This window comes from uncultured Roseovarius sp. (assembly GCF_947259555.1).
GTDB lineage: Bacteria > Pseudomonadota > Alphaproteobacteria > Rhodobacterales > Rhodobacteraceae > Roseovarius.
Genome location: NZ_CAMYMD010000059.1, coordinates 38,981 through 61,724, shown reverse-complemented (window position 1 = coordinate 61,724; position 22,744 = coordinate 38,981). Strand labels below are relative to the sequence as shown.

Below are 22,744 nucleotides of genomic sequence, written 5' to 3'. Positions count from 1 at the left end.
GAACTCCGTTCTGTTGCTCTTTTGTTCTCATTTTTTCGGCGTGCTGTAAAGAACTTTATAAGAACATTTGTGAACTATCTGGAACATTCCGCCTAACCGACTGAAATCAAACGGATCGCCTGATCCTGCTCCATCAGCCACAAGAGAACACGCGCCGCCTGCCCGCGCGCGCCCTCCAGGTCCGGATCGTCATGCAACAGCTTGCGCGCATCCGATTGGGCCACCGCCATCAGCGCCGCCTGCGCCTCAAGGTCCGCCACACGAAACTTTGGCAGCCCCGATTGCGCCGTGCCGATCAGATCGCCCGCGCCGCGCATCTCCAGATCGACCTCGGCAATGCGAAACCCGTCCTCGGTGTCGCGCATCGTCTCCAACCGCCGCGCACCGCCCTCACTCAGCGGGGCCTGATACATCAACAGACAGGTCGAGGCCGCCTCGCCCCGCCCGACGCGACCCCGCAACTGGTGCAGCTGCGCAAGGCCAAAACTCTCGGCCCGCTCGATCACCATGATCGAGGCATTCGGCACATCCACCCCGACCTCGATCACCGTGGTCGAGACCAGCACACTGGTCTCGCCGCGCTGAAAGGCAGCCATGGCGGCGTCCTTGTCCTCGGGCGGCATCTGGCCATGTACCAGCCCGACCACCCCTTCGCCAAACCCCGCGCGCAAGCGGCGAAACCGCTCCTCGGCGCTGCTGAGATCCACCACCTCGCTCTCGTCGACCAACGGGCAGACCCAATAAGCTTGCCGCCCCTCGGCAATGGCGTGGCGCAGGTGATCGACCACCTCGTCGATGCGCCCCATATTGACCAGCGCGGTCTTGATCGGCTTGCGCCCGGGCGGCTTTTCATCGAGCACGCTTACATCCATGTCGCCATATTGCGCCAGAGCGAGGCTGCGCGGGATCGGCGTCGCCGTCATCACCAGCACATCCGCCTGCGCGCCCTTCTTGCCCAGTTCCAGTCGCTGCCGCACGCCGAAGCGGTGCTGCTCATCGACGATGGCCAGCCGCAGGTCGGCAAACTCCACGTCCTTTTGAAAGACCGCATGGGTGCCGACCAGAATCTGGATATCGCCCCGCTCCAGCGCCGCCAGCTTGGCGCGCCGCTCTGCCCCCTTGTCGCGGCCTGTCAGGATCTCAAGCACCACGCCCGCGCTCTCGGCCAAGGGCCGCAAACCCTGCAAATGCTGCCGCGCGAGGATCTCGGTGGGGGCCATCATCACCCCCTGCCCGCCCGCCTCGACCGCGATCAGCAGCGCCTTGAACGCCACCAGCGTCTTGCCCGCGCCGACATCGCCCTGAAGCAATCGGTTCATCCGCATCTCCGAAGCCATATCGCCCGCGATTTCGGCAATTGCGCGGGTCTGTGCGCCGGTGAGGGTATAGGGCAACGCGTCGAGCACGCGCGCCTGCAACGCGCCCGTGCCCACCGTCGCGCGCCCCTTGGCCCGGCGCAGCTTGGCCCGCGCCAGCGCCAATGTGAGCTGATGCGCCATCAACTCGTCATAGGCCAACCGCTCACGCGCCGGGTGCGATGGCGACAGATCCTGCACCCGCTCCGGCGCATGCGCGGCGCGCACCGCCGCCGCCCAATCGGGCCAGCCCGCCTGTGCCTTCTGCACCGGGTCGATCCATTCCTTGAGGTCCGGCACCCGGGTCAGCGCCGCCTGCGCCGCCTTGGCCATCATCCGCTGCGTGACACCGGCAGTCAGCGGATAGACCGGCTCAAACGCCGGGATCTCACCGGCCTCGTCCACTGCCAGCACATGGTCGGGATGCACCATCTGCGCGACCCCGTCGAACAGCTCCACCTTGCCCGAGACCACGCGCCGCGCGCCGGTGGGCAACAGCCGTTGCAGGTAATCGCCGCGCGCGTGGAAGAACACCAGTTGAAAGCTGGTGGCGGCATCCTCGACCACGACACGATAGGGACCACCCTTGCGCGTGTTGGCCCGGTGCTGGCCCACCGTCACCTCGACCGTCACGACGCCCGGTATCTCGGCGCCCTGCACGGTCGCGCGGCGCGACCGGTCGACGCCAGAATGTGGCAGGGTAAAGATCAGGTCGCGCGGGCGGGTGATCTCCAGCGCGGCCAGATTCTGCGCCGTCTTCGGCCCTACCCCCTCCAACGTGTCGAGCCCTGCGAAGAGCGGAAACAGAATCTCGGGCCGCCCGCTCATACGTCCCCGATGAGGGCGAGCCACTCGTCCTCGTCCATCGTCTCGATGCCCAGATCCGCGGCCTTCTTGGCCTTCGATCCGGCGCCCGGCCCCGCGACCAGCAGATCGGTGCGCGCGCTGACGCTGCCCGAGACCTTCGCGCCCAATGCCTCGGCCCGCGCCTTGGCCTCGGCGCGGGTCATCTTCTCGAGGCTGCCGGTAAAGACCACCGTCTTGCCCGCCACCGGGCTGCCCGAGGAGTCGGGGCGGGCAGCCTCCTCGACCTCGAGATGCTTGACCAGCCGGTCGATGCTCGCGCGCTCGTTGTCTTCGGCAAAGGCCCCGACAAGGCTGCGCGCCAGCACCTCACCCACGCCGTCGATGCCCAGCAGGCGCTCCCACTCGGGCCCGTCAAAACCCGCTGCGCCATCCATCGCTGCCGTGAACTCTTCCCACCGGCCATAATTGCGCGCGATGAGGTTGCTGGCCTGTTCGCCCACATGCCGGATACCGAGCGCGAACAAGAGCCGCCCGAAAGGAATTTTCCTTTTCTCTTCAATGGCCTCAAAGAGGTTGGTCGCACTCTTCTCGCCCCAGCCCTCGCGGTTCTTCAACTGCTGCAGGCCACGGCCATAGCGCTCTTGCAGGGTGAAGATATCGGCGGGTTCCGCGATCCAGCCATCGCGGTAGAACTGCTCGACCTGTTTCGCTCCCAGACCCTCGATGTCAAAGGCCGCGCGGGAAACGAAATGCTTGAGCTTTTCCACCGCCTGCGCGGGGCAGACCAGCCCGCCCATGCAGCGGCGCACGGCGTCGCCTTCTTCTCGCACCGCGTCGCTTCCGCAGTCCGGGCAGGAGGTCGGAAAGACATAAGGCTCCGCCCCCTCGGGCCGTTTCGACAGGTCCACATCGGCGACTTTCGGGATCACGTCACCCGCGCGGTAGACCTGCACCCAGTCGCCCACGCGGATATCCTTGCCGCCCCGGATCACCTCGCCCGTGGCCGAGCGCCCGGCGATGTAATCCTCATTGTGCAGCGTCGCGTTGCTGACCACCACGCCGCCCACCGTCACCGGCGTGAGGCGCGCCACGGGCGACAGCGCGCCGGTGCGCCCGACCTGAATGTCGATTGCCTCCAGCCGTGTCCAGGCCAGTTCGGCGGGGAATTTATGCGCAATCGCCCAACGCGGCGTGGTCGAGCGGAAGCCGAGCCGCGCCTGCAGCGCCAGATCGTCGACCTTGTAGACCACCCCGTCGATGTCATAGCCCAGCGTGGCGCGCGCCTGCTCGATCTCGGCATAATGGGCGAGCAGCGCGGCGGGGCCGTCGCAGAGCGTGGTCAGCGGATTGGTGGAAAACCCCAGACCTGCCAGCCGCTCGATCGCGCCCAACTGCGTGTCGGAGAGCGGTGCCGACACCTCTCCCCAGCCATAGGCGAAAAACCGCAGCGGGCGCGCGGCGGTGATGCTGGAATCCAGCTGCCGCAGCGACCCGGCGGCGGCATTGCGTGGATTGGCAAAGGTCTTGGCCCCGCGCTCGGCCTGCCGCGTGTTCAGCGATTCAAAGTCTGCGTGGCTCATATAGACCTCGCCGCGCACCTCAAGCACCTCGGGCGCACCCTCCAGCCGCTCAGGAATGTCCGCGATGGTGCGGGCATTGGCGGTCACGTTCTCGCCCACCTCACCATCGCCGCGCGTCGCGGCCTGTACCAGTTGGCCGCCCTCATAGCGCAGGCTCAGGCTCAGCCCGTCGATCTTGGGCTCGGAGGTGTAGGCAAGAGCCGCCTCCTCAGCCAACCCCAGATAGCGCCGGATGCGCGCATCGAATTCGGTGATGTCCGCGTCCTCGAACGCATTGCCGAGGCTGAGCATGCGGATGCTGTGCCGGACCTTGGCAAAGCCCTCTGCCGGGGCCGCGCCCACCTGATCCGACGGGCTGTCGGCGCGCTTGAGCGCCGGAAACCGCGCCTCTATATCGGCATTGCGCGCCTTGAGCGCGTCATAGTCGGCATCGCTGATCTCGGGCGAGTCATGGGTGTGATAGGCGGTGTTGGCCTCGCGCAGAACCCGCGCCAGCCGCGCCAGTTCGGCGCGCGCCTGCGCCTCGGTCAGATCCTTGATCTCAAGATCATCGACCCAAGTCTTGTCGCTCATCGGCCCCTCATCGTCCTGACCGTCCGGGTGCCGCACATCTTGCGCGCCCTGACCTTGCTCAGAGTGATAGGGCTACCGGGATCAGAGGTCCAGAGATCACCTACGCCGAGGCCGTCATCGGTTCAGGCGCCGATGGCCAAGGGTGCACCATCCATCATGCCCGTCTCGGGATCGCGCAGCACATAGCCCCGCCCCCAAACCGTCTCGATGTAATTCTCGCCCTCGGTGGCCTCGGTGAGTTTCTTGCGCAGCTTGCAGATGAACACGTCGATGATCTTCAGTTCCGGCTCGTCCATGCCGCCATAAAGATGGTTGAGAAACATCTCCTTGGTCAGCGTCGTGCCCTTTCGCAGCGACAAAAGCTCAAGCATCTGGTATTCTTTGCCCGTCAGGTGGACAGATTTCCCGGCCACATCGACGGTCTTGGCATCGAGGTTGACGTTGATCTTGCCGGTGCGGATCACGGATTGCGAATGCCCCTTGGACCGGCGGATGATCGCGTGGATGCGCGCCACAAGCTCGTCGCGGTGAAACGGTTTGGTCAGGTAATCATCCGCGCCATAGCCAAAGCTCCGGATCTTGTTCTCCGTATCGTCCGCGCCGGTAAGGATGAGGATCGGCGTCGCGATCCGCGCCAGGCGCAACTGACGCAGCACCTCGTGCCCATTCATGTCAGGCAGTCCCAGGTCGAGCAAAATAAGATCGTAGTCATAAAGCTTGGCCAGATCGATGCTCTCCTCTCCCAGATCTGTTGTGTAAACATTGAGATTAGCATGGGTGAGCATCAGCTCGATACTCTTCGAGGTTGTCGGATCATCCTCGACCAACAATACACGCATAAGGGTTCTCCAGATTTAATTTTCATCACACGTACACTGGCCAAAATTGGTTAATCACGCGTTACCGTTCAAAGAACATCCTGACAACTCTCGTCATGGTTGTCTATACGCCTTCAAGGTGGTCGCCTTCAAAGCGCCTTCTCCATGCTCGGCCACGGCCATGATCCAGCTATCAAACTCTTCTTCGCTCAGACTGTATTCCCGGAGTGCGTCACCACGGGAGATCAGCCCATAGGCCACCCCGCGTACCACCGCGAGCTTGCGTGACGCCACCCAACGCTTAGTGTCCTGTGGCGGCAGGTCCGCCAGGCTCAAGACCGTTCCATCCGGCAGGGTCACGGCTCTTGGCCCTTCGACTTTCTTCAGATACATGGCACTCACCCTTCTTTCACTGCAGCCAGAATGCGCTTTGCAGGCTTAATGAGCAGTGAAACCGGGGCTTGAGAGTGCTTAGGATTTTCCTATATTCTGACAGACCCGAGCGGAGACCGACATGGCATTGGACAGCGACACATCCTTGAATTCCCTAGGCTTTCCCAAGTCGCCGGCGGATACCCGAGTCGTGGTGGCGATGTCAGGTGGTGTCGACAGCTCGGTCGTTGCCGCGCATCTTGCCACACAGGGCTATGACGTGGTGGGCGTGACGCTACAACTCTACGATCATGGCGCAGCACTCGCCAAAAAGGGGGCCTGTTGCGCCGGTGTCGACATTCATGATGCGCGCCGCGTGGCGGAAGACCTTGGGTTTCCGCATTACGTTCTGGATTACGAGAACATCTTTCGCGATGCAGTGATTGACGAGTTTGCCGACAGCTATCTCGCAGGGGCCACTCCGGTGCCGTGTATTCGCTGCAACGAGCGCGTCAAGTTCAAGGACCTGCTGGAAACCGCACGGGATCTGGACGCAGATTGCATGGCCACAGGCCACTATATCCAGCGCAAGATGGGAGAAAACGGCCCTGAGTTACACAGCGCGACTGATTCGGCCCGCGATCAATCCTATTTCCTGTTCTCGACCACGGCGGAGCAGCTGGATTACCTGCGCTTTCCCTTGGGGCATCTGCCGTCAAAACAGGCGACACGTGAGCTTGCCGCTAAATATGGCCTGCAAGTGGCCGACAAGCCGGACAGTCAAGACATCTGTTTCGTGCCGGATGGCAACTATGCGGGCGTTATCGAGAAACTGCGTCCCGGCGCCGCTGAGCCGGGCGAGATCGTGCATGCCGACGGACGTATTCTGGGGACGCATGAGGGCGTGATCCACTACACCATCGGTCAGCGGCGTGGCCTTGGCATCGGCGGATTGGATGAGCCGCTTTATGTGGTTCGCCTCGACGTGGATACCAAACGCGTCATTGTCGGTCCGAAAGAGATGCTATCGACCCGGACCGTGCCACTGCGCGAAATCAATTGGCTGGGCGACGCAGCTCTGACCTCGCGCAGCGAATGGTCTGTTTTGGTAAAGGTCCGATCCACCCGCCCACCGCGCGAGGCCGTGCTGCGCCCGATCTCAGAGACCGAGGCCGAAGTCGAATTGCTAACCCCCGAAGAGGGCGTGTCTCCAGGACAGGCCTGTGTGTTCTACGAGTCGCAGGGCAGCCGCGTGCTGGGCGGCGGCTGGATCTGGCGCGGCGCCTGAAACCTGGCAAAAAACATCACGCATCCAGATGCACGTAAACGCGGCGGTTCTGGCGGCCCTTCTTCTCGATCTTGCCAAGTCGAAGGCGTCCTATTTCGCCGGTGCGCGCCACATGTGTTCCGCCGCAGGGCTGCAAATCGACCTGATCCGAGCCGCCACCAATCCGGACCAGCCGAACTGGCCCGATACCGACGGGCGGCGTCACTGACATGGTCTTGACCAGCCCCGGATTGGCGCGCAGCGCGCCTTCGGTGATCCATTCTTCGCTCACAAGCAGATCCCGATCCACCAGCATGTTGAGATGCTCCTGAAGCGTCTCGCGGTCTGTCGGGGCCTCCGGCATGTCAAAGTCGAGTCGGCTGCGCTCCTCACCGATGCCACCGCCGGAGACCGGCAACGGAATGACCACCGACAGTAGGTGCAGCGCGGTATGCATGCGCATGAGCCGATGGCGCCGCGGCCAGTCGATCTGCTGACGCAGCACCGCACCCAACGGGGGCAGCGGGGCGGGCTCTGAGGGAACGAGGGCTATGTCCTCACCCTCCCCCTTGACCGCCGTCGCAATGCTCAGGCTCTGATCTCCCCACCTGAGACGTCCACTATCACCCGGCTGACCGCCTCCGATCGGATAAAACACCGTCTGATCGAGAACCACACCGCCCTCGGGCGTGTGCGCCATCACGCGCGCCTCGGCCTCGGCGAGATAGGGGGCGGTGCGAAAGAGCGGCTCGCTCATCGTCCGTCGCCCTCTCCGCCTGCAACATCACCATCGAAATCGGCCTCGGACTTTGCCATAGGCTCACGGCTTGGCGTTGCGGGGGACGGATCAGGTGCACCTTCACGGCCGTCGGGTTGACCGCCCGCAGCCTCCGGAATCGCATTCCGAAACCAGACATCCTGCTGCGGAAAGGGAATCTCGATACCGCCCTCGATAAACAGCCGCGCAATCTCGTGATTCATGTCGGAATGCACGTTCATCACCCAGTTCACATCGCGCAGAATGGCGCGGATTTCGAAATCGAGCGAGTTGGCCCCGAAGCCCCGAAAGACAATATTGGGCGGCGGGTTCATCAACACCATCGGATGCGCCTCGGCGACCTCGCGCAAGATCGTCTCGACCTTGCGGGTATCAGAGCCATAGGCCACGCCCACCGGTACGATCACCCGCCCCACCGTGTTGCCGCGCGTATAGTTGGTGACCGTGCCGCTGACGAAATCGGCATTGGGCACGATCACGTCAGTCCGATCAAAGGTCTCGATCCGGGTAGAGCGTACTGAGATCGATTTTACATAGCCATGCTGGCCGCCAACCTCGATCCAGTCACCTTCGGAAATCGGCCGCTCAATCAGCAGGATAATGCCCGAGACGAAGTTTGACACGATGTTCTGAAGCCCGAAACCGATCCCGACCGAGAGCGCACCAGCGACGATGGCAAGCGAGCTGAGGTCGATGCCCGCGCTGGTAATCGCAATAAGAGCTGCAAGGAATATGCCCACATAGCCCGTACCCGAGACGATCGCGTTGCGCCCGCCGGTATCTAGCCTGGTCTTGGGCAGGATCGTATTTCTAAGCGCCCCCTGAAGGAGCCGCGTTGCCAAATAGCCAAGGGTGAAGACCAATGCGAATGTCAGAAAGATCGCGGGCGATATTTGCGTGCCACCGAGACTGACACCCTCTGTGAAGCGCGTCCAGAATTCCAGCAGTTGTGCCGGACGCGCGCCCCAGATGAGTGCAAAAACCGGCAGTGACAGCAATACCAGCACAAAGCCTGCGAGCACAGGCAGAAGAGATTCCTGCGCACCGTCCCGATTGCCCGTGACCATCACGTATAGCTCTGTCAGCAGACGTTGCAAGACCAAGAGCGCGGCCAGCAGCATGAGCGAAAGCGCCGCCGGCAGCATCATCGCCTGCGCTGCCTTGACATAACCAATCGCCGCCAGAACCGGAGCCAGAAGTGCAAGCGCCGTCAGCAACCGTGACAACAACCGAGCGATGCGATCACGAAAACCGGTTTCCGAGTCAGGAGCGCTCTCGCTCGCACGGCTGTGCAGGTTCAGCAGATTGGCCAGACGCCAGAGCAAAAGCCCAGTGAGCGCCAGAACCGGGAAAACCACGACGTTGGTGGCCGCCTCGCTCCAGCCTGCGCCCTCGGCGACCGACTGGATGAAATAAAACGCAGCGACAACCCACCCCATCAACGCCCCGTAAAGACGACCTGAGTAGCGACAGCGGTCGTCGAGATTGAGCACCGGGCCACGCGGTTCGTGACGCGGAAAGATACGCTGCGCGAGCCAGCGTGCCAGAAGAAAAATGAAGGCGGCAGGCAGAAAATTGGAGAGCAACAGATCCGTATGTGATCCGGTCAGTCCAGTGGCCTGAATTGAACGCACCAGGGCATAGACCCCGGCATAGGGCAAGAACCACTCGCCCAGCGAAATCAGAAACGTGGTGATCCAGCGCCCGGCGCTCGGCTCGTCCTGGCTCAGTTGCCGCATCAGGCGGGTCGACCAGCGACGTCCGCGCAGCAGCAGGATGAGCCCCAGAAGCAGCCACGCCACAACCGCCGGCAGACTGTCGTTGAGCACCGCGCGCCCAACCGGGCTCCTCCATTCGAGCGCCACCTCGGAGCGAACGGACTCGGCCAGACCATAGGTCGCGCGCAGGGCCTCAGGCCAATGAAGAGGGTTGACCGGCATCGGCCCAAGACGCAGCAACTCGGCGGTTTGACGATCACGAATGACCTGATCGATGCCCTGGATGAGCCCGTCGGCGCGACTCTTGGCCAACTCGGCTGTGCGCACCGGCGCCTCAAGGCGTGTCAGCCTTCGGTTGAGTTCCTCGCGTTGTGCGGCAACCTCCTCTGGTTCGTTGCCGTCTTCGGGCACCGCACCAAGGGCATCAAGCTGGTCACGAACGGTTTTGATCGTTGTGGAATTGGTGCCTTGCGCGTCCAAGAACTTCTGTCGGAAGTCAGCGACGAGACGGCGCAGATCCTCGAGGATCTGCGTATCGACTTCGCCGCTTTCCAGCGCGTCCTCCACCCGCGTCGCAAGAGATTCCCAAGCCTCGTAATCCACCTCGTTCAACGATTGCTGCGCCTGCGCCATCGGCGCAAAGGGCACCATCCCGCCGCCGCCAATCGTCACGGCCAGAATGAGGCATAGAACGCGAAGCAGGTGTCTCACTCCTCGAACACTCCCGGTATCGAACGGGGTGCCTGATCAAGCCAGCGGGGGGTCGGCAGACCCTTTTCGCGCAGGAAATCCGGATTGAACAGCTTGGACTGGTAGCGCGTGCCGTAGTCGCAAAGGATGGTGACGAGGGTATGTCCCGGCCCCATCTCTCGCGCCATCCGCATCGCCCCCGCGACATTGATCCCGGTCGAGGCCCCCATGCAGAGGCCTTCGTACTCCAACAGATCAAAGACGATGGGCAGCGCCTCGGCGTCCGGGACCTGACAGGCGAAATCGGGGGTGAAACCGTCGAGATTCTCGGTGATGCGAGCCTGACCGATGCCCTCGGCGATAGACGATCCCTCGCTCTCCAACTCGCCGGTCGTATACCAGGAATATAGCTTGGCCCCCATGGGATCAGCGATGCCGACCTTCACGCCCTTTGGCTGAAGCGCCATGCCGACGCCTGCCAGCGTACCACCCGATCCCACGGCGCAGACAAAGCCATCGACCCTGCCGCCGGTCTGCTCCCATATCTCCGGGCCCGTGGTCTCGACATGCGCCTGCCGGTTCGCAACATTGTCGAACTGATTGGCCCAAATCGCCCCGTGAGGTTCGGATTTGGCAAGTTCTTTCGCCAAACGCTCTGAATACCGCACAAAGTTGTTGGGATTTGAATAGGGCGCAGCAGGCACTTGCACAAGATCCGCCCCGGCGAGGCGCAGCATATCCTTCTTTTCCTGGCTCTGCGTCTCGGGAATCACGATCACGGTCTTGAAACCGAGAGATGCCCCTACCAGCGCAAGGCCGATGCCGGTATTGCCCGCTGTCCCCTCGACGATGGTCCCGCCCGGTTCCAACTCGCCGCGGGCCACCGCATCACGAATGATGTACAGGGCAGCACGATCCTTGACCGATTGCCCGGGATTGAGAAACTCGCATTTTCCGAGGATTTCGCAGCCGGTTTCCTCACTCGCACGGCGCAACCGAAGGAGGGGCGTGTTGCCGACCGCTGCGGCCAAATCATTTGCGATGCGCATCTCTCGTGCTCCTGTGCTCAGAATGTCCGCTCGGTTTAGGCGTTCAGCCCATGGAACTCAAGCCGATGCGCGCAGTCGTGCGCGTTCACGCTCAAGCCACAAAAGACTCAGAACCAACGGACCGTTATTGGCCTCTCCACTTCCAACCAAGGCCATCGCGCGGGCAAAATCAACGACATGGCTGCGTATATCTTCGTGCTCCGTGGCCAGCCCGCCCTGCCCCATTTGCATATCGGGCAAATCACACAAACCCACAAAGATGTGGAACAGCTCGGTCGAATACCCGGGCGTGCAGTAGTGCGCCGAGATCTTTTCCAACCCTGTCAAAGTCAGGCCCGCCTCTTCCAGGCATTCACGGCGCGCGGCGTCTTCCGGAGATTCTCCGCCGTCGATACGGCCCGCCACCGGTTCGAGCATCCAAGGCCGTGGATCACCGCGCCCGTAGGGACCCATGCGAAACTGCTCAACCAAAAGCACGCGATCCCTCTTCGGGTCATAGGGCAGGACAAGGGCGGCATCGGTCGCGACGAAAACCTCACGCCGCAAGACCGCGCTGTACGTCCCGTCAAAGCGTGGATGGCGTATCGTATAGGCACGCGAGAGAAAAAAACCGGCATGGGTGATCTCGCAAGAAATGTCCTCCACTGACTCAGACGACGTCGCGCTGCGCAGATCGGTCGGGGCATGGACCTGTGCCGCGACCCGAGCCCCCGCCCGCGACAGGATCATAGAGTTCCGCGCAGCCAGATCATCCGCGCGCGCAAGGCCAATCATGGCCATGATCTCCTCTGCGGCCTCTAAAAGCACGGGACCAAAACGCTCGGCCCAGTCATCGCCGCGCCAAATTCGTGATCCGGGCTGGCCCGGGAAATACTGCGCGTCGATCTGTGCACCCTTGGTATTCACGACGATCGGAGCGGCAGGCCCGAGCCCCAGACTGTCCGCCAAGAAACTAACACGTTCAATTGCCTGCATATCACTAATCAGGACACCCTCGGCTATGCCCTCGCCTTGCGAGAGCCCGGCAAATGGCAAGGCGTCCGCACGTTCTGAAACAAAGGCGTTGTGCACCCGCGCCGGAGGCCTGCCCGTGTCGCCAGCCACGCGATCGAGCAATGGCGACCAAGCCAAGGGCCCGTAAACAAAAAGCGGGCACGTCACGGCCACCGATGAGACACCCATTCCGAGACGAGCCCCACCACGATGCCACCGGTTACGAGAAACCCGATCAGTGGGCCATTTATCATCACCGTGCCGAAATCGACGATCAGCTCAAACATCGAGGTCAAGCCTTCGATCACACCATCATACCGGTTATCCAGCGCACGCTTCAGCATTTCGTTCAGGCTCTGCACGAAGAGGGCCCAGAATACCAGTGCGCCGATCCCGGTCAGACCTGCGCTGAAACCTTCGGCATAGCCAAAGCCCAGGCGCTTGCCTGTGACACGCCAGCCGCAAATCATACCGAGCACGACATTGACCACGTTGAACCAGCCAAAATTAGTGTCATCGGGCATGAGAGGGCGAAACAATTCCGAGCCGAACCACCCCACGACACCAAGACCAACCGCCGCGACAAGCCTCCCGGCAGTTGGCATGTGATCTGTAACGGGCATCTATCCGGGCCTTGCGATGGTGATCTGTGTCACATCGCAACTACCCCCTTTGAAGGCGCCCGCGCAAGAGGTCAGATAGAAATTCCACATCCGGCGGAACCGCTCGTCAAAGCCCATATCAGCAATCTCGCCCCATCTTTCGTTGAAGCACTGATGCCAGCGGCGCAGCGTCTGGCTATAGCTTTCCCCGAATTCGATAGAGCCCGCGACGGTCAGCCCGGCGCGCTCGATCTGCTGGCGCAGGACCGTCGGGCTGGGCAGCATGCCCCCCGGAAAGATGTATTTCTGAATGAAATCAACATCGTTACGGTAGCCATCCCAACGGCTGTCCTCAACCGTGATGATCTGCAACGTCGCCTGCGCCCCGGGGCTGAGCCGGTCGCGCAGCGTCTCGAAAAACACCGGCCAGTAGCGCTCGCCCACGGCCTCGAACATTTCGATGCTGGCGATACCGTCATAGGTGCCGCGCTCATCGCGGTAATCCTGCAATTTGAGCGTCACCCTGTCCGACAGCCCGGCCCGGGCGATGCGCTCGCGGGCATATTTCAGTTGTTCCTCGCTGATTGTGAGGCCAGTCACGCGGAGGCCCCTTTGGCCAGCCGCATACTCGGCAAAACCGCCCCAGCCACAGCCGATCTCCAGAACATGATCGCCGGGTTTTACGCCCATCTGATCGACCATGCTGGCATACTTTGCGATCTGTGCCTGTTCCAGGCTGTTGCGCCCCTCGTCGAAAATGGCGCTGGAATAGGTCATCGTGTCATCCAGCCACAGCCGGTAGAACTCATTGCCCAGATCGTAGTGATAGCTGATGTTGCGCCGCGCCTGTGCCTTGGAATTGCGCTTGAACCAAAAGCGGATGCGCTCGTAAAGCTGTGCGATGGGCTGGCCGGGATAGCCGTTGTAGATCCCGTCATCATCGTTCAGCAGATCCATGAAGGATTGCAGATCGGGCGTCGACCAGTCACCGTCGAGATAGGCCTCGCAGAACCCCAGATAGCCCTCGCGCACCAGCCGGGCAAAGACCTCCGGGTCGTGGATCTCCAGTACCGCCACCGGGCCGGGGCGCGGCCCTTGCGCGCGAAAGGTACGGCCATCGGGCAGCACGATATCGAGCCGCCCGGCGCTGATCTGGCGGGCCACGGCGAAAGTGCGGGCGAAATAGCGTGGCAGGTCGGTCTGGCCGGTCGTGTCGGTCAGGATCATGCGGTCGTTTCCTCGTGTTTCATCGTCAAGGCTAGAGGCTTCGACCCCGGGCGAGCAAGATTTTTCAACTGTGGCGATGCCCATTCAGACCCCCCGCGCTTGGTATGCGGCCAGCGCCCGTTCGCGCCCCTCTTTCAGACCCACGACCGGGGCCGGGTAGCAATCCTGCGGCGAGAGACCCCACGCACGCGGGATGGCGTCGAAATAGGACAGCGCCGTATCGCTCGGGCTGCGCGCCTCCTCGGCGATCCAGCGGCGGATATAGGCGCCTTCGGGGTCGAACTTGTGCAACTGCGTCTCGGGGTTGAACACGCGGAAATAGGGCGCCGCATCCGGCCCGCAGCCCGCCGCCCATTGCCAGCCCATGGCGTTCGAAGCCGGATCCCAATCGGTCAGGCAATCGGCGAACCACTCAAGGCCGATCTTCCAATGGGTCATCAGGTGCTTGGTGAGGTATGACGCCACGATCATCCGGGCGCGGTTGTGCATGGTGCCGGTCACATACATTTCGCGCATCGCGGCATCGACAAAGGGCACGCCCGTGCGGCCCTGTTTCCAGGCGATCACCTCGGGGCGATCCGGGTCCTCGTTCCAAGGAAAGGCATCCCAATCCTCGCGCCAGTTGCCGCTTGCGATGCGCGGCGTGTGATAGATCAGGTGATAGGCAAACTCACGCCAGACCAACTCCTTGAGCCATGTCTCGGCACCCGCCGCCCCCTCGTGCAGCGCGCGCAACCCGGCATGCCAGCACTGGCGCGCGGATATTTCGCCATAGGTCAGGTTCTCGGACAGGCCCGAGGTGCCGGGCTTGGCGGGCAGATCGCGAGCGGTGCTGTAATCGGCGATGGCCCCGCCGACGAAGGCCCCAAACCGCCCCTGCGCCGCCGCCTCGCCCACGCATTGATGCGGCAGGCAAACCTCGGCCCCGCGCTGCATGGCGGCCCCAAGCCTCCAGTCTTCCAGACGCTCGCTTTCGGGCCATGTCTCGGGCGAGGGAATGCGCGCGGGGGTGCTCTCGGGCGCGGGCACGTCGCGGTCCTTCACCGCGCGCCACATCGGGGTGTAGACCTTGTAGAACCCGCCCTGCTGCGTCTCGACCGTCCAGGGCTCGAACAGCAGATGCCCGTTATGGCTTGTCGCTTCGACACCACGCTCATTGAGCGCAGACTTGATGGCGCTGTCACGCCCAATCGCCTCGGGGTCGTAAAGCCGGGACCAATGCACCGCCTCTGCCCCCGTCTCTTCGATCAGATTGAGGAGGGCAACGCGGGCATCGCCTGTGCGCAGGATCAGGCCATTACCCTGCGCGGCCAGCGATTTCGCCAGACACTCGAGCGATAGGCCAAGCCGCCATTTCGCCGCCGCGCCGAGCCGTGCAACGCTGTCGTCGTGAATGAACACCACAAGCACAGGCCCGCCACGCGCGCAGGCCGCCGTCAAGGCGGGGTTGTCGCTCAGCCGCAGATCACGGCGGAGCCATACGATACTCGGTGTTATGTCGGTCATGCCCTGCCCCGGTCTTTCAGGGTCTTACGCAAGGCCGCCAGGGTCGGATCAAAGAATATCGTCTAGCGCGGTCAAAAGCTTGTCCACCTCAGCGCGCGACGTGTAATGCACGAAGCTGAGGCGCAGCACCCCCTTGTCCGTATCCACACCCATGGCCTGCAGCGGACGCACCGCGTAGAAATCACCGCCCCCCGCCATGATGCCATGCGCTGCAAGATCCGCCGCCGCCTCGGCGCCGGGCCGGTTGAGCACTACCGCGACCGTGGGGGCCTTTTGCTCCGCCATGACCGGGCCGAGAAGACGGGCCGAATTGCGGTCTGTGAGAAAATCCAGGACAGGCTGTAAAAGGTCGGTTTCGTGGCGGCGCATCAGGTCGTGAACCGCCGCCGCGCGAGTTGCAGCATCGCCCGTCACCCCGTGATGCGCGGCGAGCGCGTCGATGTAATCGGCCATGCCGGCACTTGCCGCGACCTGCGCGTGATCGGGTCCGGCGGGGGTAAAGCGCTTGTAGAGCGTATCGGCGTTGAAGTAATGCGCCTGATTGGGCAGCAGGTTGCCCAACTCACGGCGCATCACCATGATGCCCTGATGCGGCCCGTAGGTCTTGTAGGCCGAGAAAAGGTAAATATCAGGGCCCATGCCGCCCACATCGGGCAGACCGTGAGGCGCGTAGCTCACGCCGTCAACGCAGACAAACGCCCCCGCCGCGTGGGCAAGGGCCGTGATCTCGACCACCGGATTAACCGCGCCGACCACGTTGGAGCAATGCGGGAAACAGACCAGCCGCACACGCTCATCCAGCAGGCTTTCGAGGTCGGCGGGATCGAGCAGACCGGTCTCGGGGTCGATCCGCCACTCGCGCAGCTCGAACCCTTCATCGGCCAGGCGCCGCCACGGCCCGGAATTGGCCTCGTGATCCTGATTGGTCACGATGATCGCATCGCCGGGTTCCATCCATTGCCGGAACGCCTGCGCCAGAACATAGGTGTTCTGCGTGGTCGAGGGGCCAAAGCTGACCTCGTCAGTGGCCACCCCCATCATCGCCGCCAGCCGCTCGCGCGCCTCGTCCATCTCGGCACCCGCCAACTGACTGGCCTCGTAGGGCGCATAGGGCTGCACCTTGCGCTGCCGGTAATACCGCTCCAGCCGGGCGATCACCGGCGCGCAGGTATAAGACCCGCCCGCATTCTCAAAGAACGCCTGCCCCGCCAGGGAGGCCTCCGAGAAAGCCGGAAATTGCGCGCGCACGAAATCAATGTCGAGTGTCATCTGCTGTCCCCTGATCCATTTTTCCGCACAAAACAGCAAAGCCCCCCGGGGTGCAACACCCGGGGGGCTCTGGTTGGTCCGGCCGTCGACGCGTCCGGTCAGCGCTTTTCGTTCGCGAGGCCGCGCCAGATGGCATAGCACATGACGAGCAGAACCACTGTGAACGGCAAGCCGGTCGAGATAACCGCAGCCTGCAACGACGCAAGGCCGCCGCCGATCAACAGCACAATCGCCACGGCCCCCTCGAAGACGCACCAGAACACGCGCTGCGACACCGGTGCGTCGACCTTGCCACCTGCCGTAATCGTGTCGATCACGAGGCTGCCGGAGTCCGACGAGGTAACGAAGAACACGATCACAAGAATGATCCCGATCACCGAGGTGATCGTCGCCAATGGCAGTTCCGCAAGCATCTTGAACAACTTGAGTTCAAGCGCCGCATCCTGCGCGCCGGTATAGCCGTCAGCCACCACCTGGTTGAGCGCGGTGCCGCCAAAGACGGTCATCCAAAGGATGCAGACCGTGGTCGGGATGATCAGCACGCAAATGATGAATTCGCGCACAGTCCGGCCCCGGCTAACGCGAGCGATGAACATGCCCACGAAGGGTGACCAGGAAATCCACCACGCCCAGTAGAACGACGTCCAGCCCTGGCTGAAGTTCACATCTTCACGTCCGAACGGATTGCTGAGAGCAAACAGGTTCTGGAGGTAGGCCCAGATACTGTCGAAGAACAGCGTGATCAGAAAGATCGGCCCGCCCACCAGGAACACGAACAAGAGCAGGATCGCGGCCAGCCCCATGTTGATCTCGGACAGCACCTTGACGCCGCCGTCAAGGCCACGCACGACCGAAACAAGCGCAATACTCGTGATCACGGAAATCAGGATCACCAGCAGAAGCGGGTTGTTGGTCACGCCCGACTCGTCACTGTTGCCATAGGTGATACCCATGAAGGCGCGTGTGCCCTCTGCAGCGTCACCTGAGCCAAAGAGAAAGGTCAGACCCGAGGCCGTCTGTTCCGCACCAAAGCCGAGCGATGTGGCCAGACCGAAGAGCGTGGCAAACACCGCCAGAGTGTCGATGATGTGACCCCACCAGCCCCAGACACGCTCGCCCAGAAGCGGGTAGAACGCCGAGCGCAGCGTCAGCGGCAGGCCCTTGTTGTAGGAAAACAACGCCAGCGCGAGGGCCACCACGGCATAGATTGCCCAAGGATGCAGACCCCAGTGAAAGATCGTTGCCGCCATGCCAAGACGCTGCGCCGCGGCTGCATCGCCTCCGGCAGCTCCGATCGGCGCCCAGTCCGTGCGCACACCGTCCTCACCGACCGCAGTACCGCCAAGTGATGTGGAAAAATGGCTCATCGGTTCTGACACGCCGAAGAACAGCAGCCCGATCCCCATACCAGCCGCGAACAACATGGCGAACCAGCCGATATAGCTGTAGTCGGGCCGCGCATCTGTGCCGCCCAGCCGCACAGAGCCATAGGGCGTCACGATCAGCAGAAGACAGAAGATGACGAAAATATTAGCGGCGCCAAGAAAGAAGAAATCGAACGTGTTGATGACGTAGCTCTTGGCGGACTCGAACACCGATGCCGCCTGCTCCGGCAGCGCCAGTGAGTAGAAAACGAAAATGACCACCGCCAGCCCGGAAATGAAGAACACCGGATTGTGGATATCAAGCCCGAACGGGCCAAGCCTTGGCTGGACATTGTCCTGACCGACCTCGTAATCGGTCTCGATGATATCCGAATGCCCTTCAGGCTCGGGTATCCCCTGATTTGCCGTTTCATCGGCCATTTAGGCCCCCTCTTCTCACTGATTGCCGTTTGAGACGCGCATGTCATGACCCGCAGGAGCACGTACTCTGCCCGCATGCGTGCCGCGCAATCTGCGTCGGCTTTTGCTTCATTTTGGGCCGGGGGGCGACCGCACAGACGTTGCTCGCGCGCAAAACAGACCCCCAAACGCACCCGCTCCACGACGTAAGCTTAACAAGCTCGTGGCCTAAGGCGCAACCGGATCGCGTATCTTTTCAGCATAAAACGACATTTCCAGCCGTCGCATTTGGCAGATGAAGAGGGAATCGACCTTTAGAGGCGCGCCCATCCTTCACTTCAATTCTGCTGTGTCGGCCATCAACCGGGTTGAAGCGCGCAGCTTGAAATCGACATGCGTCCGTCAGAAGCGTCGTAAACCGCGTCTTGAACGCCGTATTCTCGGCCCGGCTATGGGCAGCACACGTGTGAGACTGCCGCGATGGGCGCAAAATCGACGGTTGGAGATCCGCCGCCAAAGCGGACACCGCGCGGCAAGCCCCCGCAAACCACTACAACAGGGAACGCCACAACATGAGTATAAAACCCCCATTTACAGATCTGGAGATCAAAACAGCTCCAAAAGGCTTTTACGAAGGCTACAGCCTTCCGATTGCCTTGATCTCCAAGACCGCCATGTCGCTTTTGGTGATCTGGGCGTTGGTCTGGCCGCTCAACGCCAATGCCACGCTTTCCAGCCTGAACTGGTCTCTGCTGGAAGGCTTCAACACCTTCTACATCATCGCAACCGGCATCTTTGCCTTTTTCCTCTTCATCGTGGCGCTTGTCCCGGCCACCGGACGACGCTTGATGGGCCGGGGCGACGAAAAGCCGGAATTCTCGAATTTCTCCTGGTTCTCCATGATGTTCGGCGCCGGTCTTGGCGTCGGGCTTATGGTCTTTGCCACGGCTGAACCGTTGGGCCTGTGGGGCTCGAACCCTGAAACCGTCGCCGGGATCGTGAGCGGCAATACCGCCGAGGCCGTGACGCCCGCCTATCGCTATACCTTTGCGCATTACGGCTTTCACGCATGGGCAATCTATGTCGTGACCGGTCTGAGCCTTGCCTATTACGCTTATACCCGCGACATGCCGCTGACCATCCGTTCTGCGCTGACACCCCTTCTGGGACGTGCGGCCAACGGGATTCTGGGTGATGTCGTTGATATTCTCGGCGTCGTGGCGACCATTCTCGGTGTGTCGGTGACCATCGGCTTTGGCGTCTCGCAATTTGTCGACGGCGTGTATGCGGTGACCGGTATGGAATGGCTGATGAACGCAACAGGCGATACGCCCAAACCCTCGACCGTGGGTCTGATCGCGGCGCTTCTGGCCATCATGGGCCTGTCGATCCTGTCCGCCGTGTCAGGCGTGGGCCGCGGGATCAAGTATCTCTCGAACCTCAATCTGGTCCTGTCGATGATCCTGTTGATGGTTTTCGTCGTGTTCGGCTCTTTCGCCTTCGCGATGACGACCTATGCAAGCGCGTTTGTCGATTACATCCTGCATTTCGTTTCGTTGTCGTTCAACGCCTATGGCCCGTTGTCGGCAGATGCCTTTGCCGCGGCGCTGCCTGCGGAGGCGGCACCACTGGCCGGGGACCTCTTTGGCGGGGCGACCAATGCCTGGGGCAGCTACGACGGCTTTGCCGGCGGCCTGACGGGGGCTGCGGCCGAGTTGTCCGACGACGCCAAGCTGGCAGCCTACGAGGCGGGCACCGAGGGGCGTCTGTTCGGCTGGCAAGCGGGTTGGACCACGTTCTACTGGGCATGGTGGATCGCGTTCTCCCCCTTTGTCGGTCTGTTTCTCGCGCGGATTTCCAAGGGGCGCACGGTGCGTGAATTCATCCTTGGCTGTGTGATCGCACCGGCGCTGGTTTGCTTTGCCTGGATGACCATCCTCGGAGCCACGGCGATCGATCTGGAACTGAGCGGCGTCGCCGAGGGCGCGATCATCGGCGCGTCCAACACCAACAAGCTGTTTGCCACGTTGAGCTTTATGATCGACGGCGGGCTGTTGACCGGCATCACAATCATGTGCGTGGTGCTGATCATGACCTTCCTCGTGACATCGGCGGACTCGGGTATCCTGGTGATGAACACCATCATGTCGGGCGGTCAGGCCGAAACCGGGATCAAGCACCGTATCATCTGGGGTATCATCCTGACGCTGGTCATCGGGGCGCTGATCATCGCGGGCAATTCGGGGGCGGCGGCAGATCCGTTCGAGGCGCTCAAGAACGCCATGATCATCGGGGCACTTCCATTTACCGTGGTGATGATGCTGATGGTCGTCGCTCTGGCCAAGGCGCTCTATCGCGACAACCTGCGGGACAAGGGCGCTGTGATCGAAGGCCAACCGGCAGAATAAGCCGCATCGCTGACCCTGCCAAACTCTGACGCCGCGCCTCGCTTGCGCGGCGTCAGTCTGTTTGTGAGTATCTTTCCCGATAATGGCGCAAGACATGCAACCGAATGGCTGTCGCCAGCCCCATCTCGACGCCGCGCGCCGCATCTATTTCCGCCGCTAGCGCATTGAGCGGAATGCCCGTCTCTTCGGCGATCTCACGGAACGCCTGCCAGAACTCATCCTCAAGCGAAACGCTGGTGCGATGGCCCCTGAGAGTGAGGGACCGTTTGACCGGTCGTGCATTCATGGCACGCGGGCCTCGGGGGCGCTGCCCCCGTCCCGGACGCGGTCCGGGACTCCCCCGAGGTATTTCATGCCAGATGAATGGGGGGTCATTCCTCGTCCCGGCGATGCAGATCGAGCCTGCGGCGGGCCCTGTCGACCTCGGACTCTTCGAGCTTTCTCTGCGCCTTGGTCCGTCCAAAGCGCGTGGCGTTCTCGTCGGCGCGGGCCTTTTGCGCAGCCCGCGCCTTTTGCTTGCGCACCCGGTTCAAGTTGACCGGCGTGTCGCTCATTTCGGGCCGATCATGTCTTCGGGCCGCACGACGCGGTCAAAGGTCTCCGCATCCACGAAGCCAAGTGCGATCGCCTCTTCGCGCAGCGTGGTGCCGTTCTTGTGCGCGGTCTTGGCGACCTTGGTGGCGTTGTCATAGCCGATGGTGGGCGCGAGCGCCGTCACCAGCATCAGCGACTCTGTCATCAGCTTTTCGATGCGCGGCTCATTGGCGCGGGTGCCCATCAGCATCCGCTCGGTGAAGCTGTCGGTCGCGTCCCCCAGAAGCTGAATGGACTGCAACAGGTTATAGGCCATCATCGGGTTGTAGACGTTGAGCTCGAAATGCCCCTGCGAGCCTGCGAACTTGATCGCCGCGTCATTGCCCATGACATGGGCGGCGACCTGTGTCAGCGCCTCGGCCTGCGTCGGGTTGACCTTGCCGGGCATGATGCTGCTGCCCGGCTCGTTCTCGGGCAGGATCAACTCGCCCAAGCCGGAGCGCGGCCCGCTCCCCAGAAACCGGATATCGTTGGCGATCTTGTAGCAGGAGCCCGCCACCGTCGCGAGCGCCCCCGACAGGAACACCATCGCGTCATGCGCCGCGAGCGCCTCGAACTTGTTGGGCGCGGTCACGAAAGGCAGCCCGGTGATCTCGGCCATGTTGGCCGCGACCGTTTCGCCCCAACCCTGCGCGGTGTTGAGCCCGGTGCCCACGGCGGTGCCGCCCTGCGCCAGCTCGTAAATGCCGGGCATGCAGGCCTGCACCCGCGCGATCCCCTGCCGGACCTGATGCGCGTAGCCCGAAAATTCCTGCCCCAGTGTGAGCGGAGTGGCGTCCTGCGTATGGGTGCGGCCGATCTTGATGATGTCCTTGAACTCTTCGGACTTGGATTCGAGCCCCGCCGCCAGCTTGTCCAGCCCGGGCAGCAGCACGTCGCGCACGCTCATCGCGGTGGCGATATGCATGGCCGTGGGGAAGGTATCGTTCGAGGACTGCCCCATGTTGCAATGGTCATTGGGATGCACCGGGTCCTTGGAGCCGATCTCGCCGCCGAGGATCTCGATGGCGCGGTTGGCGATCACCTCGTTGGAATTCATGTTGGACTGCGTGCCCGACCCCGTCTGCCAGACCACCAGCGGGAAATTGTCGTCGAACTTGCCCTCGATCACCTCGCCCGCCGCCTGAATGACCGCATCGGCCAGCCGCGCATCGAGCTTGCCGCTCGCCTCGTTGGCCTGCGCGCAGGCCTTCTTGATGACGCCGAGGGCGCGCACGATGGCCACCGGCTGTTTCTCCCACCCGATGGGAAAATTCTGGATCGAGCGCTGCGTCTGCGCGCCCCAATACTTGTCGGCGGGCACTTCGAGAGGTCCGAAACTGTCGGATTCGGTGCGAGTGGCGGTCATAGCAAA

The 22,744-nt window shown here is 62.5% G+C and carries 18 protein-coding genes; 2 read left to right on the top strand and 16 right to left on the bottom strand.

Annotation, left to right across the window (positions count from 1 at the left end; all coding sequences use genetic code 11):
* Positions 1-92: 92 nt before the first annotated feature.
* From recG to Q0X85_RS09450, 4 genes are all read right to left on the bottom strand, one after another.
* Positions 93-2,183 (bottom strand): ATP-dependent DNA helicase RecG, encoded by a 2,091-nt coding sequence (recG, locus tag Q0X85_RS09465; protein ID WP_297771623.1) that lies wholly within the window; start codon positions 2,181-2,183, stop codon positions 93-95.
* The gene (ligA, locus tag Q0X85_RS09460; protein ID WP_297771622.1) at positions 2,180-4,315 is read right to left on the bottom strand and encodes an NAD-dependent DNA ligase LigA; all 2,136 of its coding nucleotides are present in this window, start codon (positions 4,313-4,315) and stop codon (positions 2,180-2,182) included. The genes recG and ligA overlap by 4 nt, the downstream gene beginning before the upstream one ends.
* Positions 4,316-4,437: 122 nt before the next feature.
* Positions 4,438-5,154, bottom strand: a complete 717-nt coding sequence (gene ctrA / locus Q0X85_RS09455; protein ID WP_297771621.1) for a response regulator transcription factor CtrA — start codon at positions 5,152-5,154, stop codon at positions 4,438-4,440.
* Between the two features lie 93 nt (positions 5,155-5,247).
* Positions 5,248-5,526 (bottom strand): DUF1153 domain-containing protein, encoded by a 279-nt coding sequence (locus tag Q0X85_RS09450; RefSeq protein ID WP_297771620.1) that lies wholly within the window; start codon positions 5,524-5,526, stop codon positions 5,248-5,250.
* A gap of 121 nt (positions 5,527-5,647) precedes the next feature.
* Between Q0X85_RS09450 and mnmA the strand changes: the two genes are divergently transcribed.
* A complete protein-coding gene (gene mnmA, locus Q0X85_RS09445; RefSeq protein WP_297771619.1) occupies positions 5,648-6,793 on the top strand; it encodes a tRNA 2-thiouridine(34) synthase MnmA in 1,146 nt (381 codons plus the stop codon).
* A gap of 16 nt (positions 6,794-6,809) precedes the next feature.
* Here mnmA and Q0X85_RS09440 read toward each other — a convergent pair whose 3' ends face one another.
* From Q0X85_RS09440 to Q0X85_RS09400, 9 genes are all read right to left on the bottom strand, one after another.
* Positions 6,810-7,529 carry an alanyl-tRNA editing protein gene (locus Q0X85_RS09440; RefSeq protein ID WP_297771618.1) on the bottom strand — a complete coding sequence of 240 codons (720 nt, stop codon included), beginning with the start codon at positions 7,527-7,529 and terminating at the stop codon, positions 6,810-6,812.
* Positions 7,526-9,979, bottom strand: coding sequence for a DUF3772 domain-containing protein (locus Q0X85_RS09435; RefSeq protein WP_297771617.1), 2,454 nt, complete (start codon positions 9,977-9,979; stop codon positions 7,526-7,528). Before Q0X85_RS09435 ends, Q0X85_RS09440 begins: the two co-directional genes overlap by 4 nt.
* Entirely contained in the window at positions 9,976-11,007 is a 1,032-nt protein-coding gene (locus tag Q0X85_RS09430) for a cysteine synthase A (protein ID WP_297771616.1), read from the bottom strand. The genes Q0X85_RS09435 and Q0X85_RS09430 overlap by 4 nt, the downstream gene beginning before the upstream one ends.
* A gap of 57 nt (positions 11,008-11,064) precedes the next feature.
* Positions 11,065-11,955 (bottom strand): NUDIX domain-containing protein, encoded by an 891-nt coding sequence (locus tag Q0X85_RS09425; protein WP_297771615.1) that lies wholly within the window; start codon positions 11,953-11,955, stop codon positions 11,065-11,067.
* Positions 11,956-12,164: 209 nt separating this feature from the next.
* Positions 12,165-12,605, bottom strand: coding sequence for a TrgA family protein (locus Q0X85_RS09420; protein ID WP_297771614.1), 441 nt, complete (start codon positions 12,603-12,605; stop codon positions 12,165-12,167).
* 18 nt (positions 12,606-12,623) lie between these two features.
* The gene (locus tag Q0X85_RS09415; RefSeq protein ID WP_297771613.1) at positions 12,624-13,829 is read right to left on the bottom strand and encodes a cyclopropane-fatty-acyl-phospholipid synthase family protein; all 1,206 of its coding nucleotides are present in this window, start codon (positions 13,827-13,829) and stop codon (positions 12,624-12,626) included.
* A gap of 84 nt (positions 13,830-13,913) precedes the next feature.
* Positions 13,914-15,335, bottom strand: coding sequence for a deoxyribodipyrimidine photo-lyase (locus Q0X85_RS09410; RefSeq protein WP_297771612.1), 1,422 nt, complete (start codon positions 15,333-15,335; stop codon positions 13,914-13,916).
* Between the two features lie 48 nt (positions 15,336-15,383).
* Complete coding sequence (locus Q0X85_RS09405) at positions 15,384-16,604, bottom strand: aminotransferase class V-fold PLP-dependent enzyme (RefSeq protein ID WP_297771611.1); 1,221 nt, start codon at positions 16,602-16,604, stop codon at positions 15,384-15,386.
* Positions 16,605-16,702: 98 nt separating this feature from the next.
* Positions 16,703-18,409 carry a BCCT family transporter gene (locus Q0X85_RS09400; RefSeq protein ID WP_297771610.1) on the bottom strand — a complete coding sequence of 569 codons (1,707 nt, stop codon included), beginning with the start codon at positions 18,407-18,409 and terminating at the stop codon, positions 16,703-16,705.
* A gap of 551 nt (positions 18,410-18,960) precedes the next feature.
* Here Q0X85_RS09400 and Q0X85_RS09395 point away from each other — a divergent pair.
* Entirely contained in the window at positions 18,961-20,796 is a 1,836-nt protein-coding gene (locus tag Q0X85_RS09395) for a BCCT family transporter (protein ID WP_297771609.1), read from the top strand.
* A gap of 52 nt (positions 20,797-20,848) precedes the next feature.
* Here Q0X85_RS09395 and Q0X85_RS09390 read toward each other — a convergent pair whose 3' ends face one another.
* From Q0X85_RS09390 to fumC, 3 genes are all read right to left on the bottom strand, one after another.
* Positions 20,849-21,082, bottom strand: coding sequence for a ribbon-helix-helix domain-containing protein (locus Q0X85_RS09390; protein ID WP_297771608.1), 234 nt, complete (start codon positions 21,080-21,082; stop codon positions 20,849-20,851).
* A gap of 85 nt (positions 21,083-21,167) precedes the next feature.
* Positions 21,168-21,350: a DUF4169 family protein gene (locus Q0X85_RS09385; RefSeq protein ID WP_297771607.1), complete on the bottom strand. Its 183-nt coding sequence runs from the start codon at positions 21,348-21,350 to the stop codon at positions 21,168-21,170.
* Positions 21,347-22,738, bottom strand: a complete 1,392-nt coding sequence (fumC, locus tag Q0X85_RS09380) for a class II fumarate hydratase (RefSeq protein WP_297771606.1) — start codon at positions 22,736-22,738, stop codon at positions 21,347-21,349. The genes Q0X85_RS09385 and fumC overlap by 4 nt, the downstream gene beginning before the upstream one ends.
* Between the last annotated feature and the right edge of the window lie 6 nt (positions 22,739-22,744).